Origin of the sequence: Serpentinicella sp. ANB-PHB4 (assembly GCF_031432315.1) — a bacterium.
Lineage (GTDB): Bacteria > Bacillota > Clostridia > Peptostreptococcales > Natronincolaceae > Serpentinicella.
Genome location: NZ_JAVKGO010000004.1, coordinates 15,329 through 33,518, shown reverse-complemented (window position 1 = coordinate 33,518; position 18,190 = coordinate 15,329). Strand labels below are relative to the sequence as shown.

13 protein-coding genes are annotated in these 18,190 nt (G+C 35.2%); 11 read left to right on the top strand and 2 right to left on the bottom strand.

Features of this window, described 5'->3' with window-relative positions:
* Positions 1–438 (top strand): hypothetical protein (locus RH915_RS04700; protein WP_310478232.1); only part of this gene is annotated, 438 nt, incomplete at its 5' end.
* 95 nt (positions 439–533) lie between these two features.
* On the opposite strand, the gene RH915_RS04695 is transcribed toward RH915_RS04700, so the two are convergent.
* Positions 534–728: a hypothetical protein gene (locus tag RH915_RS04695; RefSeq protein ID WP_310478230.1), complete on the bottom strand. Its 195-nt coding sequence runs from the start codon at positions 726–728 to the stop codon at positions 534–536.
* Positions 729–1,339: 611 nt separating this feature from the next.
* Here RH915_RS04695 and RH915_RS04690 point away from each other — a divergent pair.
* The 4 genes from RH915_RS04690 (at position 1,340) to spoIIE (ending at position 7,526) form a co-directional block, all read left to right on the top strand.
* The gene (locus tag RH915_RS04690; RefSeq protein WP_310478228.1) at positions 1,340–2,269 is read left to right on the top strand and encodes an ABC transporter ATP-binding protein; all 930 of its coding nucleotides are present in this window, start codon (positions 1,340–1,342) and stop codon (positions 2,267–2,269) included.
* Positions 2,270–2,480: 211 nt separating this feature from the next.
* Positions 2,481–2,783: a GIY-YIG nuclease family protein gene (locus RH915_RS04685; RefSeq protein ID WP_310478227.1), complete on the top strand. Its 303-nt coding sequence runs from the start codon at positions 2,481–2,483 to the stop codon at positions 2,781–2,783.
* Between the two features lie 489 nt (positions 2,784–3,272).
* The gene (asnS, locus tag RH915_RS04680; protein ID WP_310478226.1) at positions 3,273–4,664 is read left to right on the top strand and encodes an asparagine--tRNA ligase; all 1,392 of its coding nucleotides are present in this window, start codon (positions 3,273–3,275) and stop codon (positions 4,662–4,664) included.
* Positions 4,665–5,123: 459 nt separating this feature from the next.
* Complete coding sequence (gene spoIIE, locus RH915_RS04675; protein ID WP_310478225.1) at positions 5,124–7,526, top strand: stage II sporulation protein E; 2,403 nt, start codon at positions 5,124–5,126, stop codon at positions 7,524–7,526.
* Positions 7,527–7,887: 361 nt separating this feature from the next.
* Here spoIIE and RH915_RS04670 read toward each other — a convergent pair whose 3' ends face one another.
* A complete protein-coding gene (locus RH915_RS04670; RefSeq protein ID WP_310478223.1) occupies positions 7,888–8,049 on the bottom strand; it encodes a hypothetical protein in 162 nt (53 codons plus the stop codon).
* 169 nt (positions 8,050–8,218) lie between these two features.
* On the opposite strand from RH915_RS04670, the gene RH915_RS04665 reads away from it, so the two are divergent.
* The 6 genes from RH915_RS04665 (at position 8,219) to RH915_RS04640 (ending at position 18,176) form a co-directional block, all read left to right on the top strand.
* Positions 8,219–9,607 (top strand): O-antigen ligase family protein, encoded by a 1,389-nt coding sequence (locus RH915_RS04665; RefSeq protein ID WP_310478222.1) that lies wholly within the window; start codon positions 8,219–8,221, stop codon positions 9,605–9,607.
* A 51-nt stretch (positions 9,608–9,658) separates the two neighbouring features.
* Positions 9,659–11,836: a WG repeat-containing protein gene (locus RH915_RS04660; RefSeq protein ID WP_310478220.1), complete on the top strand. Its 2,178-nt coding sequence runs from the start codon at positions 9,659–9,661 to the stop codon at positions 11,834–11,836.
* A 77-nt stretch (positions 11,837–11,913) separates the two neighbouring features.
* The gene (gene srtB / locus RH915_RS04655) at positions 11,914–12,660 is read left to right on the top strand and encodes a class B sortase (protein ID WP_310478219.1); all 747 of its coding nucleotides are present in this window, start codon (positions 11,914–11,916) and stop codon (positions 12,658–12,660) included.
* Between the two features lie 393 nt (positions 12,661–13,053).
* Complete coding sequence (locus RH915_RS04650; RefSeq protein ID WP_310478218.1) at positions 13,054–14,655, top strand: CTP synthase; 1,602 nt, start codon at positions 13,054–13,056, stop codon at positions 14,653–14,655.
* Positions 14,656–14,939: 284 nt separating this feature from the next.
* Positions 14,940–16,193 carry a GumC family protein gene (locus RH915_RS04645; RefSeq protein WP_310478217.1) on the top strand — a complete coding sequence of 418 codons (1,254 nt, stop codon included), beginning with the start codon at positions 14,940–14,942 and terminating at the stop codon, positions 16,191–16,193.
* Positions 16,194–16,283: 90 nt separating this feature from the next.
* Positions 16,284–18,176, top strand: coding sequence for a polysaccharide biosynthesis protein (locus RH915_RS04640; RefSeq protein WP_310478216.1), 1,893 nt, complete (start codon positions 16,284–16,286; stop codon positions 18,174–18,176).
* Positions 18,177–18,190: the final 14 nt, after the last annotated feature.

The following is an 18,190-nucleotide window of genomic DNA, read 5'->3' as shown; positions in this document are numbered from 1 at the left end:
AACTATGAAAGTGAATATGGAACAGCAACAGAGCACTATGTAGCTGGTAGATTAGATGTAACAGGTTACAATGAAATGGGAGCGAAATATGGATTTGGAACATCCTTCTGGCTTTATAGATTAGAAGGATCAACAACATGGACTGACGAAGAACCAGTGGGTGTTAACCCAGAACCAGAGCCAGAACCAGAGCCAGAACCAGAGCCAGAACCAGAACCGGAGCCAGAGCCAGAACCGGAGCCAGAACCAGAACCGGAGCCAGAGCCAGAACCAGTAGTTTATGAAACAGCGAATGGAACAGCAACAGATCATTACGTTGCTGGAAGATTAAGCTATGCAGGATACCTTGAAATGGGTAACAAATATGGGTATTCAACATATTTTAATCTGTACAGAGTTGAAGGCACAACAACTTGGACTGACATAAAGCCTGAATAATAAAAATAAAACAACAGCGTGAATGCTATACAAAGCATTCACGCTGTTTATCTGTAGTGCTAATATAAGTAGATGAAACTTACATACCCAATTGGCTAGAACTGACTAAAAAAATTTTGGAAGATCTCTTCTTCTCTTCTGCTCCCAACGCCAAAAAAGTTTAAAGGTTGGTTACTTGATTCACTACTGGTAGTTTGATAAGTGTTTGTTTCAAATTCAGATACATTACCTCTTCTAAATTTTTGATAAGTTTCTGATTTCTTTAAGGAATTAAGCTTTTTACAATTCAAAAATATCCCTCCTATAAAGTAAAAGAATACGATAATAGCTAATTATATCAACAAAAACTTACTAAATCAATAAATATATCAAAATATTCAGACTATTTAAATAGAACATAAAGTTCTTGTATGTCATCTTTAAAGATCTTGCCTTTGATTTTCCCTTTCCATCTAACCAACTTATTACGATGGCTAAACGATAGCTAAGCAGTGGATGAACAACCGTTTAACTACGGTTTAACAACTGCTCAACTATAGTTAAAATTGACTTTCCAACTTTCCAACTTTCTACTTTTCGCTTTACAACTGTTCACCCACATTTCTGTCATCCTGAGTGTAACGAAGGATCTCGGTTTTGACTTTCCTTTACACTTTACAACTTATTACCATAGGAGAACGATAGTTAAGCAATTAGTTGAACAATGGTTTAACAACCGTTTAACAACCGTTTAACAACCGCTCAACTATTGTTAAAATTGACTTTCCTTTCCAACTAACCAACTAACCAACTGAATACTGAACGACAGTGAAGTATCTCGCTTTTGACTCAACCTAGTGTTAATTTAGGAGGTATGGTAAAATAAAGAAATAAAATAAACAGTTTATAAGGGGTTAATACAATGATCCAGTTAAAAGATGTTAAGAAGTCATATAAAAAAACAGAAGCTGTAAAAGGCATTAACATGGAAATAAAGCAGGGTGAAATACTCGGACTACTTGGTCCTAATGGAGCTGGAAAATCCACTACAATTTCAATAATTGCAACACTATTTCCACCAACAGAGGGAACGGTTACGTACAAAGAACAAGATGCCATTAAAAACCCTAAGCTAGTTAGAAAACATCTAGGTATGGTCCCTCAAGAAATTGCCCTGTACCCAGACCTATCAGCCTATGATAACCTAAAATTTTTTGGGCAGCTACAAGGATTAAAAGGCAAACTATTAAAAGAACGTATAGATGAAGTAATTGAGATAATAGGCATTAAAGAAAAAATAGATAATCCAATCAAAACCTATTCCGGAGGAATGAAAAGACGGGTCAATATTGGTTGTGCATTACTAAACAAACCAGAACTTTTAATTATGGATGAGCCAACAGTAGGGATTGACCCCCAATCAAGAAACCATATTCTAGAAACTGTGAAGAATTTAAATAAAGTAGGCGTAACTATAATTTATACCAGTCATTATATGGAAGAAGTAGAGTATCTATGCGATCGAATCTACATAATGGATAATGGTAAAATTATTGCAGAAGGAACCAAAGAAGCGCTAAAAGCAAGCATAACCAATGAGAATACTTTTGTGATTAGCTTAGATAAAATTAATCCTAATTTTGAAAAAATTGCAAGCAGAATAACAGGCGTAAACAGTATTAAGACAGAAGGAAGTAAAATGACTGTTAGTGTAGCAAAAGGAACGGATATTCTCAAAAACTTAATAAAAGCAGCAGAGGAAAATGGCATCGCAATCACCTCATTTTCAGAAAAAGTACCAACTTTAGAGGACGTATTTCTAAGTAAAACAGGCAAAAAACTCAGAGACTAAGGTGGTTTTTCTTCCTAAGAGAAACGAAGTATTTGGGTTTTAACCTTGGCTGTCATACTGAACGTCAGTGAAGTATCTCGGGTTTGACTTTGGGGGCTTGAGATTCTTCGCTAGCACTCAGAATGACAATCGGGAATATTTATCATCCCTGAGAGAATGAAGCATCTCGAGTTTGACTCTTGAATAAGTTTTAACAACAAGGAGTAAAGTTATGTACTATGTGTATATTCTAACTAACAAATCAAATAAAGTTGTATATACAGGAGTAACAAACAATCTAGAACGACGCGTATATGAGCATAAAAATAAACTTATTGTAGGCTTTACTAAAAAATATAACATCAATAAATTAGTTTATTATGAAGATACTCAAGACATAGAGTCTGCTATTATAAGAGAAAAAGAAATTAAAGGCTGGACAAGAACTAAGAAAAATCAGTTGATAGAAAGTAACAATCCACAGTGGATGGATTTATCTGTTGAACTTGGTTTTGCATGTGATGCTGATCGTTAGCTTTTAGTTGACTACCCTAAGAAGTGGGACTCCGGTTTTGATTTTGGCTTGTCATACTGAACGAAGTGAAGTATCTCGGGTTTGACTTTGGGGTTTGAGATTCTTCGTTAACACTCAGAATGACATTCGGAAAGAGCGTGTGCCCCTGAGAAGCGGGACTCTGGATTGATTTTGTTTTGTCATACTGAACGTAGTGAAGTATCTCGGTTCTAAGGTTTACGAATTTCCCAACCAACTATCCAACTAACCAACTTTCCACTGATATGTCATCCTGAAGAAACTGAAGGATCTCGATTTTGACTTTCCTTTCCACTTTCCAACTTTATCTCCCCCCACGCATATAATAATCAATACTGGGAAAAATTATAGCAAATAACTGAAATATTTTGACATATTTATACCGAAGTAATATAATTATCATAGTAAAATATAGCTTTTCGCTACACTTAAGTAGCGAAAGGTTTTTTTCATTACAAAGGAGGAAACACTGTGCAGGAAACCTTAGTGAAAGAAATATACCGCAACACCCAAGCCTACGAAAATAAAGAAGTTATCTTAAAAGGTTGGATCAGAACCTTAAGAGCCTCAAAAGCCTTTGGTTTTATCGAATTAAACGACGGAAGCTTTTTCAAAAACATACAGATTGTATTTGAAGAAAATCTAGAGAACTTTAAAGAAGTATCAAAATTTGGTATTAGCGCTTCAATTATTGTGAAAGGCCAACTGGTTGTAACACCTAATGCAAAGCAACCCTTTGAAATAAAAGCGACAGAAATAACATTAGAAGGTGCATCAGCATCAGACTATCCACTACAAAAAAAGAGACATAGCTTTGAGTTCTTAAGAGAAATTGCACATATAAGACCAAGAAGCAACACTTTTTCAGCGGTATTCCGTGTGCGTTCTATAGCCGCTTATGCAGTACACAAGTTTTTCCAAGAAAAAGGATTTGTTTATGTACATACACCAATTATAACAACCAGCGACTGTGAAGGTGCAGGGGAAATGTTTAGAGTATCCACACTAGACTTTCAAAACATGCCCCAAACAGAAGAAAAGGCTACTGACTTTTCAAAAGACTTTTTTGGAAAAGAAACAAGCCTAACCGTAAGTGGACAGTTGAATGTTGAGTCTTACGCCCAAGCCTTTAGAAGCGTCTATACCTTTGGGCCAACATTTAGAGCAGAGAACTCAAATACAGCAAGACACGCAGCGGAATTTTGGATGATTGAGCCTGAAATTGCCTTTGCAGACCTTGAAGATGATATGGAATTAGCAGAAGAAATGCTTAAATACATCATTAACTATGTAATGGAAAATGCACCAGAAGAAATTGATTTCTTTAACAGTTTTGTAGACAAAGGTCTAAAAGAGCGTCTAAACCACGTTATAAATTCTGAGTTTGGAAGAGTATCCTACACAGAAGCTGTAGAAATACTTAAAAACTCTGGTGAAAAATTCGAATACCCTGTAGAGTGGGGCCATGACCTACAAACAGAACATGAAAGATACTTAACAGAAAAAGTATACAAGAAACCAATATTCGTAACAGACTATCCAAAGGATATTAAAGCCTTCTACATGAGAGTCAACGAAGACGACAAAACCGTAGCAGCAATGGACTTGCTTGTACCAGGGGTAGGAGAAATTATCGGCGGAAGTCAAAGAGAAGAAAGACTAGATATACTAGAAGCCAGAATGAAAGAATCCGGACTAGACCCAGAAGAGTACTGGTGGTACTTAGATCTAAGAAAATACGGAGGAACAAAACACGCCGGGTTTGGACTAGGGTTCGAAAGAGCCATCATGTACATGACAGGCATGACAAACATAAGAGACGTTATATCCTATCCAAGAACACCAAAAACAGCAGAATTTTAATTTAAGAGATGCCCTCGGGCATCTCTTTTTTTATATACTAGGAAACTTTTCTACTATAAAGCACTTCTTTTAAGTTATTCCAAAAATCGTTCACCACAAACAAACATCATCTAACAAAAACTGTTCTCCTTTTTATAAAAAAACAAAAAACAAATTCAAATTCAAATATTACATGCCTCCACTTGTCAAAAAGTTACCCTATTTTGTCGCAAACTTTATTAATTCCATCGCCCATACCTGACAAAAAAAGCACATTCCCCCTGATACAATAGCCTTACTCACTTTAAAACAGGAGAATAAAATGTATTCTGGTTAATCAATAGTTGAACAATGGTTTAACAACCGCTCAACAACTGCTTAACTATTGTTAAAAACTAACCAACTAACCACTAACCAACTAACCACTAACCAACTAACCAACTAAAACAAAAACAATAAACCAACACAAGGGGGAAGGACATGCCAAGTAGATCATTACAATTAACCATTAATCAACTAAATGAATCCATGCAACAAAACAAACCTAAAAAAACGATTGAATTTACCAGTAACAAACAAGCGGTATTTTTAAACATAATCGCTTTCCTTATGGGCAGGGTTGCCATATTACATAACTTAAATCCTTTTGGATTAGGATTTTTTGCCGCACTGCTTTTAAAAGACAAGAAATACGGCTATGTAGGCGTAACCGCTTTAATAGGAACCATATCTGCTAGAGGCCTTTCAGGAGGAGTGCCTTATGCTGTATCTACGGGAATTATTTACTTATTTCTATATTTTGCAGTAGACATAAGAAAAACAAGAACCTTGAAAGCAGCAACAATAACTGGGCTGTTACACTGCATAGTGTTACTACTATTTAGCTTAACAAAAACCTTTTATATGTACGATTTATTTATGACCGTCTTCGAATCCGTTGTTGTATTTGTCATCGTGTACATATCCATTAACGCCCTACCAATCGCATTACAAAAAAACAATAGAAAAGTATTGTCAACAGAAGAAATCATTTGTGCAGCAATTATTATGGCCCTATGTTTAGCGGGTTTCACAGATACTTATATTTTGAACTTATCTATTAAAAATGTATTAGGAATTATGCTTACTTTAGTTTTTGCCTTCAACGGAGGCGCAGCCCAGGGTGCAACAGTAGGGGTAACGATAGGACTTATAACAAGCATGTCATTAATTAGAGTACCACCAGTTTCAATAGGACTATATGCTTTTGCTGGCATGCTAGCAGGAACATTAAAAGAACTCGGGAAGCTAGGTGCAGCCTTAGGTTTTATACTAGGAAATATTATTTTAAACTTTTACATTAATGGTTACACAGAAGTATTCATACAAACTAGAGAAGTAGTGTTAGCAGCAATCATGTTTCTAATGATTCCAGATGCTTGGATGAGTTATTTCTCCAAGTTTTGTAATCCAGTTTCCAGTCTTATGCAAACGGATCAAACCCATAGTCAACGAATGAAGGGAATCATGCACGAGAAAATTAGTAACTTTGCATCAACCTTTGAAGAACTTGCATCAACCTTCGAAGAAATTGTAGAAGGTGAGGATGTGTTTGAACAAGAAGACCTCGGTAAACTCATTGAGGATGTGGCAAGCCACACTTGCACAGACTGCGGAATGAAAAGAAACTGCTGGAGCAGAAATTTTACAAGCACCTTTCAAAACATGAATGAACTACTTCTAACTATAGAAACAAAGGGACAAGTTAGTATGAAGGACTTGCCAAAAGAAATTAAAAAACGTTGCATAAAACCACAAGATATTCTAGAAAAAATGACTCACCTTTACGAACTTAGTCATTTAAATCTGGTTTGGAAAAAGCGAATGGGAGAAGGAAGAAAATTAGTCGGAGAACAAATAAAAAGTGTATCTCAAATATTAAAATCATTAGCAAGTGATGTAAACGAGGATATTAGATTTGACTCAGATGTTGAAAACAATCTATATATTGCATTAGATCAAGCCGGTTTATCTGTAAAAAAATTAATGGTATCCACCAATCAAAAAGGAAACGTAGAAGTAATGGTAGAAAAGAACCCCTGCTATAACAGAGAAAGTTGTAATGAAAAGTTTCTACCAACGATCTCAAAAGCCCTTGGAATAGACCTAATAAAGAAAACCGCCAAAAGCTGTTACTCGCATAACGAAGACGAGGGCTGTAGCTTTACCCTTGTAGAAGCAAATCATTTTGGAGCAACAACAAAGGTAGCAAAAATAAATAAATTAGGGAATGATTGCTCCGGGGATAGTTATACCTTTATGAACATCAATGAAAATCAGTATATGATGGCCATCAGCGACGGTATGGGGGCAGGAGAAAAAGCTTTTGTCCAATCTAATGCAACCATTACTATGTTAGAAAAAATGATGGAAGCCGGATTCGATAGAGAGATGGCAATAAAAACAATCAATTCAATGCTTATACTAAAGTCTTCAAAAGAAATGTTTTCCACAGTAGACATGGCACTAATAGATATGCACCAAGGTAACGTAGACTTTATTAAGATAGGCACAGCCCCAACCTACATAAGAAGAAAGAACGGAGATGTAGAAAGAATTAGTGCATCAAGCCTACCAGTAGGAATGCTTCAAGATATTGAAGTACAAGAAAACAGTCAAAAGATAACATCAGGAGACTTTATCATTATGGTTTCTGACGGCATATTAGAAGCCAATAACGATAACGAAGTTTGGATCTATAACATTATAACCAATGCCCAAACTAGAAATCCACAGCAACTGGCAGATGATATTTTAAAAGAAGCCCTAAGCTTTACTGGAAACGATCCAGAAGACGATATGACCGTCATGGTTACAAAAATATGGGAAACAGCCTCTATTTAAGCAGAGGCTGATTTATATAGTAGGAAAGTGCTACTGTCTGATTATATAAAAAACAGGGGTTGTAAGGGGTGAAATCCCCTGCCGAAATTTAGAATTTGCTGTTGTCGAAGGAAACCTAGAGTTTTCTAGTAAAAGTGGTGCTAACCGCTTCTTTATACAATCTACAAACTGATATTAATATGGATAAAAAAGAATTTTATAGACTATTTTACATATACAAGAAGGAATTTCCAATAAAATGGCGAAGATAATTTTATATAATATTAAGACACTTGATGATTGTTATCATAAAAGAGGTGATTTTCGTTTCGGTTTTATTGTCAATAATACTATGCCTAACAGTACTGCTTCAAGGTGGATTTTATCCAATTGTACATATTTTTATAGGAATAATCCTTTCTGTAATAGGTATGTTTACCTGCAAAACAGTACCTTTTAAAAGAGAAACAATTTTGATGGGTGTAATCTGCTTGGTATATTTAATAAGTACTATCATTACAGGTTTTTCAATAGATGTACTCATACGTTCAATTCATCCTATCACCCTCTTTCTATTTTGGTTAATTCTTTTGAATATAACTGTTGAAGAGAGGTTATCCATTATAAGGTTTGTAAATATATTTACTATTATAATTTCATGTGTTGCTATCATTTCATATGTAAGGATTTTTAATATTGGTGGAAGTGTTATAGTGAATCGGTTACAATTCCCTTTTCAATATGCCAATGCAGCTGGAATATTTTTTGCTGCAATTGCATTATCCATGAGATTTGAAAAAGAGAAAAAAGCGATTAAATATATTCCTATAATTGAAGTTGCACTTTTGCTCACCCAGTCCATAGGGGCAATAGCTTCCTATGTAGTAGGTATTGGACTAAGTATTATGTTTACACAAAAAAAAGAAAAAACAGAAATTTATATGCAGATTAATCAGAATTTAACTAGGTTATTTATCTCCACTGTATTTGCAGTAGGGATTTATATATCACGAACTATGCTTGACTCAAGTATTGTTGGTGGAGTTGTAATGGGTACGCTGATAGTAACCTGTAGGTATTATATAACCGTTGTAGAAAAAGTATTTAAATACAAGATGAATTATGTTTTTTATGCAATAAGTAGTATTGGTGTTATTTTTATATTTTCTACAGATAGACTAATGCAGGGAAGTCAGACCTTTGTAGAAAGATTGATTCAAATTACTGATGGTGGAAGAGCCATTCTATCAAATCCCTTAGTGGGTCTTGGTCCTGGAAACTGGCAGTATTTAAAAGGACAATGGCAGACAGCACAATACACAGCAACACATGTACATTCTAGTGTTATACAAATAGGAGTAGATGCTGGAATAATAGCCATTATAGCTGTATTGCTGTTAATTATAATTTTAATTAAAAGACTCAATCGAAAAAACGTCTATTTAACTTCTGCTGCTACTATTGTTCTACTCCACAGTGTTTTTGATTTTACACTATCTTTTTTATCTATAAACCTTCTATTAATTACATTGATTTTATCAAGTTTTAATGTAGATAAAAACAAAAGCACTATAAAAAGGACTTACGTCGTAGTCCCGATAGGACTAGTGGCAATTTTATTAGTTTATAGTTTTTTTGGACAAGTCACCATGCAAAAAGCACAAAGAGCAACAAGCGCTGGTCATTACATGGAGACTATTTCTATATTTGAAAAGAAGCCTGCATTGTTAAAAAACAGTTATCCTAATCAATTAGTGTATGTAGAAAGTCTTTTTGTATTAGGACAAAACGAAAAGTCGTTAAGTCTAGCCAAAAATTTAAAATATAACACAGTAGAAAAACACGTTATAGGGGCAAGAATTTTAGAAGAAAAGGGAGCCTACGAAGATGCAGTAAATACATTGATGTCAGGCATTGAATTAACACCCTATGAACTAGATCTATATGAGTATGCTCGGTATCTAATTAATGAAAAAATTCCTGAAGATAAAATAAATAAGCATATAAAAATGTATAACTACCATGTTGAGAAGTCAACAAAACAACAAAGCATTCTAGTGCAATATTTAGACAATCAACACCAAATACCATTATTACCTTAAATTTAAAGGTGCTAATGCGTAAAATAAATATAAAAGAAAAGGAGTATGATCATGGGAAAAAACAGTTTTAAAAAAGGGATTGTTTGGACACTAACAGTATTAATGATATTTTCATTAATGCCAAATCTAGTAGGGGGCGCCTTTGCACAGGCAGCGAATACATTTGTAGAACCAGAGTATGTGTATGATAATGTTTATCATTCATATGAAGGGTATGTAGCTGTGATGAAAGATGGAAAGTGGGGTTTTACAAATGAAAACGGAGAGCTGATTCTAGAGCCTGTGTATAATCAAGTGTGGGTTTCTGGACATGGACTGGCAAGAGTTAGCAACGAAGAAGGCATGTGGGGACTTGTAAATAAAGATGGTAAAGAAATAGTAAAACCAACATACAATCGAATACATGGGTTTAATGAAGGGTTAGCATTAGTAGAACATGAAAATGGATTTGGATTTATTAACAAAGAAGGAAAAGAAATTATTTCACCCCAATATGTAGAGGCCAGACCATTTGGAAATGGGTTTGCCCCAGTACAAAATGAAGAAGAAAAGTGGGGATTTATTAACAAAAAAGGTGAAGAAGTTGTAGAGCCTAGATATGTAAATGTAACATATTTTTGGGGAGATTTAGCTGCAGTACAAAATGAAGAAAAAAAGTGGGGATTTGTTGATAAAGAAGGTAGAGTAGTAGTCGAACCGAAATATGATGAAATTATATCGTATCTTTTAGGAGAGTTAACGGCTTTTAAAAATGACGAAGAAAAATGGGGCTTTATAGATCAAGAAGGGAAAGAAATTATAGAACCTAAGTATAAACAAGTTGGGTGGAATTTTTCAGATGGATTGTTACCAGTGAAAAATGAAGAAGGCAATTGGGGTTTTATAGATAAAGAAGGAGAAAATGTTATAGAACCTAAGTATAATGAAGTAAATTCTTTCGTTGGAGGCTTAGCAGGGGTTAAAAACGAAAATGATGAATGGGGTATTATTAACAAAGAAGGAAAGGAAATAGTATCACCGAAGTATAGTTACGTAAGGAGCTTTTGGGAAGGCTTAATAGGAATGCAAAATGAAGAACGAAAGTGGGGGATTGTAAATCAGGTAGGAGAAGAATTGGTAAAACCCCAATATAATAGACTAGGATTTTCTTATTCTGAAGGATTTCTTGCAGTACAAAATGAAGAAAGTAAGTGGGGCTTTATCGACAAAGAAGGAAATGGAGTTGTGGAACCTAAGTATTTGTGGGTAGGTAATTTTAATGAAGGATTAGCAGAAGTTTACGAGGAAGAATGGCAAAGAAGCATTATAGACACAAATGGACAGGAGTTAAGCGTACTATCAATATATGATTCGATAGATTCAGGTATAGTAGATGGATACATACAAGTAAGTAAGGGAGATAAAAGAGGAGTCGTAGATAGAGAAGGAAATGTTGTAGTATTAATTGAGGATCGTGGTTTAATGCTTTTTAGAAATGGCATTCTTGGTGTTGAAAAAGAGGGTAAGTGGGGTGTTGTAAACCTAAATACTTTACTAGAAGAACCGGAAGAAAAGCCAAAACAAGAAGAACCGATAGATGAAGAGTCGGGAGAAAAGCCAGTAGATAAAGAGGAACCAGCACAACCGACAAAAGTAGAAACAAGGTTAACGAGAAAAGAGTTTACGGCAAAAGAAACTCAAAATATTCAAATAGAAGAAAAAGTTGTACTAAATGTACCAACAAATATTTGGACGAAAGCAATAAATAAAGCAATAAAAGATGCCGGGCTAGATAGTTTCGAGAACGTAGAAATAAAAATCGAAGAAGTAGGAGCAACTATAGGATATGCCGTTGATAACTTAAAGTATGTGGCACCAGTATTTGATTTTTCACTAATGGCTGATAATACAAGAATTACCCAGTTTGGAGAAAAAATCGAGATGACATTCTCTTTCGATCCTGAAGCTGTAGAAAATGAGGACAATTTATCTGTTTACTGGTTTAACCCAGAAGAGAACAAGTGGGAAGCGATTGACAGCAAACTAGGAGAAGGCAATACAATTATAGGTATGACTGATCACTGGAGTAGATTCACTGTATTTGAGGATACAGCAGCAGAAGGTGCTGAAGAAGAAAAACAATCTGACAATCCAAAAACTGGAGACAAAGGAATTGCTCCTTATATCGTTTTAGCACTAGTATCAGGTGCAGTTTTATTCATTAACAGAAAACAAGTAAAAATAAACTAAACTGAAGCGGGGGATACCCCGCTTCTTTCATTTATGGTAAAATAGTACAAATAATATATACTAGTAGGTGAATAAATATGAAGAAAAAAATGATATATTTTATAGTGGCATGTATCTTCCTTTTTAGTGTAGGATCTATACTCCTAAAACTTAACGAATACCGAAAAAACGCTAGAGATTACAACGCAATAAGTGAAATTTATTATGTTGAACAAGACTACTACGGTGGGGAAGAACTCACAAATGAAAGACGTTTTGAAAGCTTGCTAGAATTAAACCAAGATACAGTTGGATGGATTCGCATTGATAACACAAGGATAGATTACCCTGTAGTACAAAGCCATGATAATAGCCATTACTTAAATATTAACTTTATGGGCAATAGAAACGAAGGCGGCGCCATATTCATGGATTATCGAAACAATCCAGTAGAACTTGACCTAAACACGGTTATATACGGACATCAAATGAGAGACGGATCCATGTTTAAAGCATTGAAAAATTATAAAGAATATGAGTTCTTTAACCAAGAAAAGATCATTCAGTTCAATACACCCCATGGGGAATATCAGTGGGAGATATACTCCGTATATGTAAGTGATCCAAATGAATATTATATAACACCAAATTTTAATACAGAAGAAGCATACACTGACTTCTTAAACCATACAATACATGCATCAATGCACACATCAGATGTAGAGCTGACAACCGATGATAAAATATTAACCCTTTCAACCTGTAGTTACGACTTTGATGACGCACGATTCGTAGTACACGCAAGACAAGTAAAAACTAACGAGAACTTACCAGCATTAGAATAAAATACATCCTTTCAGAAAATAATATTGTAAAGGCAAAACAATAGTGGTATAATCTAAATGTTATGTACATAGGTCGCCTAAGGGGCGACCTAACTAATTTAACGGACAAAAAAATAAATAGTGGAACAGTAGCTAAGCAATAGTTGTTATTACCATAGCTAAGCAATGGTTAAACGATGGTTGAACAATAGTTGAATAACCGTTTAACAACTGCTCAACAATTGTTAAAATTAAGGTTTTGACTTTCTCTTTCAACTTTCCAACTTACCATAGCTACGCAATGGTTGAACAATGGTTTAACAACTGCTCAACTATTGTTAAAACAACCCTAATTCTAATCAGCAAGCCTGATTTAACATAGAATACTCAAAAACAGAAAGGATGTAATAAACCATGACTACCAAGTATATTTTTGTGACCGGCGGCGTTGTATCTTCCTTAGGCAAAGGTATTACAGCAGCATCTTTAGGCCAACTTTTAAAAAGCAGAGGACTAAAAGTAAGCATTCAAAAATTTGATCCATATATTAATATCGACCCAGGAACCATGAGTCCGTACCAGCACGGAGAAGTTTTCGTTACGGATGATGGTGCAGAGGCAGATTTAGATTTAGGACACTACGAAAGATTTATTGATATTAACCTTAGCAAAGCAAGTTCAGTAACTTCAGGAAAAGTATACTGGAACGTACTTAACAAAGAGCGTAAAGGTGACTACTTAGGAGGTACAGTACAAGTAATACCTCACATTACCAATGAAATTAAAGATCGTATTTATCGTGTAGGAAAAGAAGGTCACTTCGACGTCGTTATTACAGAGATCGGTGGAACAGTCGGAGACATAGAAAGTTTACCTTTCTTAGAGGCAATTCGCCAGGTTAAATATGATGCAGGTAGAGAAAATGTCATGTACATCCACGTAACATTAGTACCTTACTTAGGAAAAGCAGGAGAGCTAAAAACAAAGCCAACACAACATAGCGTAAAAGAACTAAGAAGCATCGGAATCCAACCAGATGTTGTTGTATGCAGAACAGAACAAGCCCTTTCAGAAGAGATGAAAGATAAAATAGGTATATTCTGCGACCTTAATCCAGGAAATGTGGTTCAAAATATGGATGCAGACAGCATTTACGAAGTGCCACTAATGCTTAAAAAAGAAGGCCTAGACGAAATGGCAATTAAGCGATTAGGCTTACAAGCGGGAGACCATGACTTAGTGCAATGGAACGAGATTGTAGACAAGCATAAAAATCCAAAAGGCACTGTCAAAATTGCTTTAGTAGGAAAATATGTAGAGTTAAGAGACGCTTATCTTTCCGTATCAGAGTCTTTAACCCACGCAGGGATTCACAACGATGTAGAAGTTGACATTGACTGGATTAAATCCGATGATGTTAACGATGCAAATGCAAGCGAATTACTAAAGCATGCTGATGGAATTCTTGTTCCAGGTGGGTTCGGAGACCGAGGTGTAGAAGGAAAAATTGCAGCGCTAAAATATGCAAGGGAGAACAAAGTACCTATGCTAGGGATCTGCTTAGGTATGCAACTAGCTGTAATCGAATTTGCTAGAAACGTTGTTGGTCTAAAGGGTGCCCACAGTGCAGAGTTAGAACCAACGACACCATACCCAGTAATCGATCTAATGCCAGAGCAAAAAGATGTGCAAGACAAAGGCGGCACCATGAGACTTGGGTTATATCCATGTAAAGTATACCCAGAAACAAAAGCCCATGCGTCCTATAATGAAGATCTAATTTACGAAAGACATCGTCATCGTTATGAGTTTAATAACGAATTTAGGGATCAATTAACCGAATCAGGCTTAACAATAAGTGGGATCTCTCCAGATGAAAGATTGGTTGAAATCGTTGAAATAAAAGACCACCCATGGTACGTAGCCGGACAATTCCACCCAGAATTTAAATCTAGACCAACAAGACCGCATCCACTGTTTAGAGACTTTATAAGCGCAGCCAAAAATACTAAGTAGTAATATAAAATACATTGAAATATAATCAAGGAGAAGGTCTTTTGCCTTCTCCTTTTTTCAATGTTTAAACAAATTTTAAAGAAACTTTGAAGAATTCAAAAATTAATTGCGAATTTAAAATTTATAGTGTAAAATGTGTAGTGTGAAAATGTAATATATTTCTAATGCGTATCATGAAAGTATATAGAGGAGTTTGTATACAAATGTAGAATTTATTACTAGAAATATTATTATGACAGAAATTAAATGTAGACATATTTTTGGAAACATAGGAGGCATATAAAATGGAACGAGAAATGGAACAAGAAATTAGCCTGAGAGAACTAATAGAGATTGTTATAAAGAGGAAAGTATTAATTGCAATTGTAACATTAATCGCAGTAGTAATGTCAGTTTTTTATAGCTTTGTTATAGTAACACCGGTTTATGAAACAAAAATGGTACTAATGGCGTCTAACTTTGTAGATCGAGTTCAGCCAAATAGAATCGACGGTGATATAAATACTTTATTAGACTCAGTATCTAGATACCCTAGTATGACCTTAGAGACTTTTAGACAGCAAATTATGTCTCCTGTTGTTATGAAACAGACAATCAAAGACCTAGGACTTGAAGAACAATACGACCACGAGCGTTTAGCCAGAAACATAAATTTAGAGACTGTAAGTGACACAAATCTTATTACAATAAGTATGCGTCATTCAGACCCTGAACAAGCAGCCAGAATTGTCAATCAATTAGGTAAAAACTTTGTTAGTTTCGTGTCAAAAAATGCCCAAGGCCATGCGACAAAATCTTCAGAGTTTATTTTAAATCAAATGACAAACGAGAGACAACAGCTAGAAGAAGCATTAGATGAATTAAAAGACTTTTTATCAGAGCCAAGAGGGGTTTCTGAGTTAACAATGGAGCTAGAAGCGAGATTAGAACAAATCACAAATTTTAAAACAAGTCTAACAGATGCGCAAATAAGAAGAGAAGCATTAAAAGCAAGTATAGACGTAGCTGAAGCCCAAGCCCAAACAAGAGACCAAATGATTGTAAGAAACAATAATGAGGCAGAGGAAGATACAACTACTTCATTTTCAAATACCCAAAGCATAACCCTTGAAAACACAGAAACCATACTTAAAGTAGAACTAGCAGAAGTAGAAGCAAATATTAATCAGTTTCAAAGACACATAACCCAACTACAAAGTGAAATTGAAGAGATTCAAATAGAGTTACAAGATAAAAGGTACCAACAAAGGTTAATAGAGCAAAGAGTGGATTTAGCACAAAATACATATGACGCATTTGTGAAAAAGTACGAAGAGTTAAGAGTAGCGGAATCTACTGAAATAGGCGAGCAAACTATTTCCGTGATTTCAGAAGCATATCCTTCTAGCATACCTACTGGACCAAATAAAACACTAAATATCGCGATTGCCCTAGTATTAGGTGTTATGCTTGGCGGATTTTTAGCGTTTTTCATTGAGTACTGGGAAAGTACAGGGAAAGACAAAGAAGAAGAAAAAGCTTCCCAAGTCACTCATTGATAAGTACAAATTAATTATATTTTAACCAAAAGTCTAAATGAGAAATAAATCAATAAGTTGAAAAAGATTAATGCAGTAAGGGGGATTAAGATGGCTTCAGACATATCTAGCTTAAAAAGCGATAACCATGAAGACAACTGCGAACGAAAAAAAATAAAATTAAAACATAGAAAGCTAATTTTAGCCCTTATTGACATATTCTTAGTGAATCTGGCGGCTTTATCAGCATTACTTCTACGTTTTGACTTTGATATACCAAGTCAATATATGAGTAGCTTTAGTCAGTCTATCATACCTACAACCGTGGTTATGATAACAGCATTCTATTTATCAAATCTCTACCAAAGTGTTTGGAGATATGCAAGTGTAGAAGAACTGTTCCTAATAGTGTTTTCTTCCTTTGTGGGAAGTACAGCCCTTTTTGGAATATATCATATACTACCTATAACATACCCCCGAAGCTTCTACATTTTATTTATGCTATTAAGCATTGCTTTTGTAGGGGGCGTAAGATTTACATATCGTTTTTTAAGAAGGATGAAGTATGCTTTTACAGAGGATTTAGAACGAAAAAGAGTACTTATCGTTGGGGGCGGAACCGCAGGATCATTAATTATTAAAGAAATGCATGCCAATCCTCAAATGCATAAGTACCCTGTTGCAATAGCAGACGATGATACTACCAAGAAAAAAAGACGAATTCACGGTGTGCCAATATTAGGCACACGAAAAGATATAAATGAAATTGTTAAAAACAAAAACATAGATGAAATCATTATAGCAATACCAAATAACAGTAGAAAAGAAATAAAAGAAATTGTTGATATATGCAAAGAAACAAAATGCAAACTTAAAACATTGCCAGCAATAAAAGAACTCATAGGCGAACAAGTCAGCATTAAGGAAATTAGAGACGTAGAAATAGAAGACCTTCTTGGCAGAGAACCAATAGAAGTCGATCTTCAAGGCATATGTGATTACATAACAAACCAAGTTGTACTAGTAACCGGTGGGGGCGGGTCTATAGGCTCCGAGCTATCCAGACAGATTGCCGGCTTTAACCCAAAACAACTAATTATACTAGACATTTATGAAAACAACGCATACGAAATACAACAAGAGCTAGTAACAAAATACCAAGACAAACTAAATCTAGAAGTAATCATCGCCTCAGTTAGAGACAAAAAAAGGTTGGAACAAGTATTTAGAACCTATAATCCAACCGTAGTTTTCCATGCAGCAGCCCATAAACACGTGCCCCTTATGGAAAAAAGTCCCACGGAAGCGATTAAAAACAATGTTTTTGGTACAATGAACGTAGCAGAGTGCGCCGATCAATACGGAGCAAAAAGATTTGTGCTGATTTCAACAGACAAAGCCGTTAATCCTACAAACATTATGGGTGCAACAAAAAGAGTAGCAGAAATGATTATTCAATCCATGAACAAACAAAGCAAAACAGAGTTTGTCGCCGTACGTTTCGGAAACGTACTTGGTAGTAATGGAAGTGTAATACCATTATTTAAAAAACAAATTGAATCCGGAGGGCCAATAACCGTTACCCACCCAGATATAATTAGATACTTCATGACCATACCCGAAGCCGTACAGCTTGTAATACAAGCAGGAGCAATGGCCAAAGGTGGAGAAATATTCGTACTAGACATGGGAGACCCAGTTAAAATAGTAGACCTAGCAAAGGACCTAATACAACTATCCGGCTTCGAGCTAGATGTAGACATAAAAATAGAATTCTCCGGCCTAAGACCAGGAGAAAAACTATACGAAGAACTACTCATGGCAGAAGAAGGCCTAGAAAATACCCAACACGGAAAAATATTTATCGGCGAACCAGTATTTACAGACCTAGTTCAACTACAAAAAGAACTAACAAAACTAAGCGCCATACTACTAACAGAAGACCCAACACTGATAGAAAATATGGTCAGAAAGATCGTACCAACATTTAAGAGAGTGGGTTAACAATAGTTAAACAG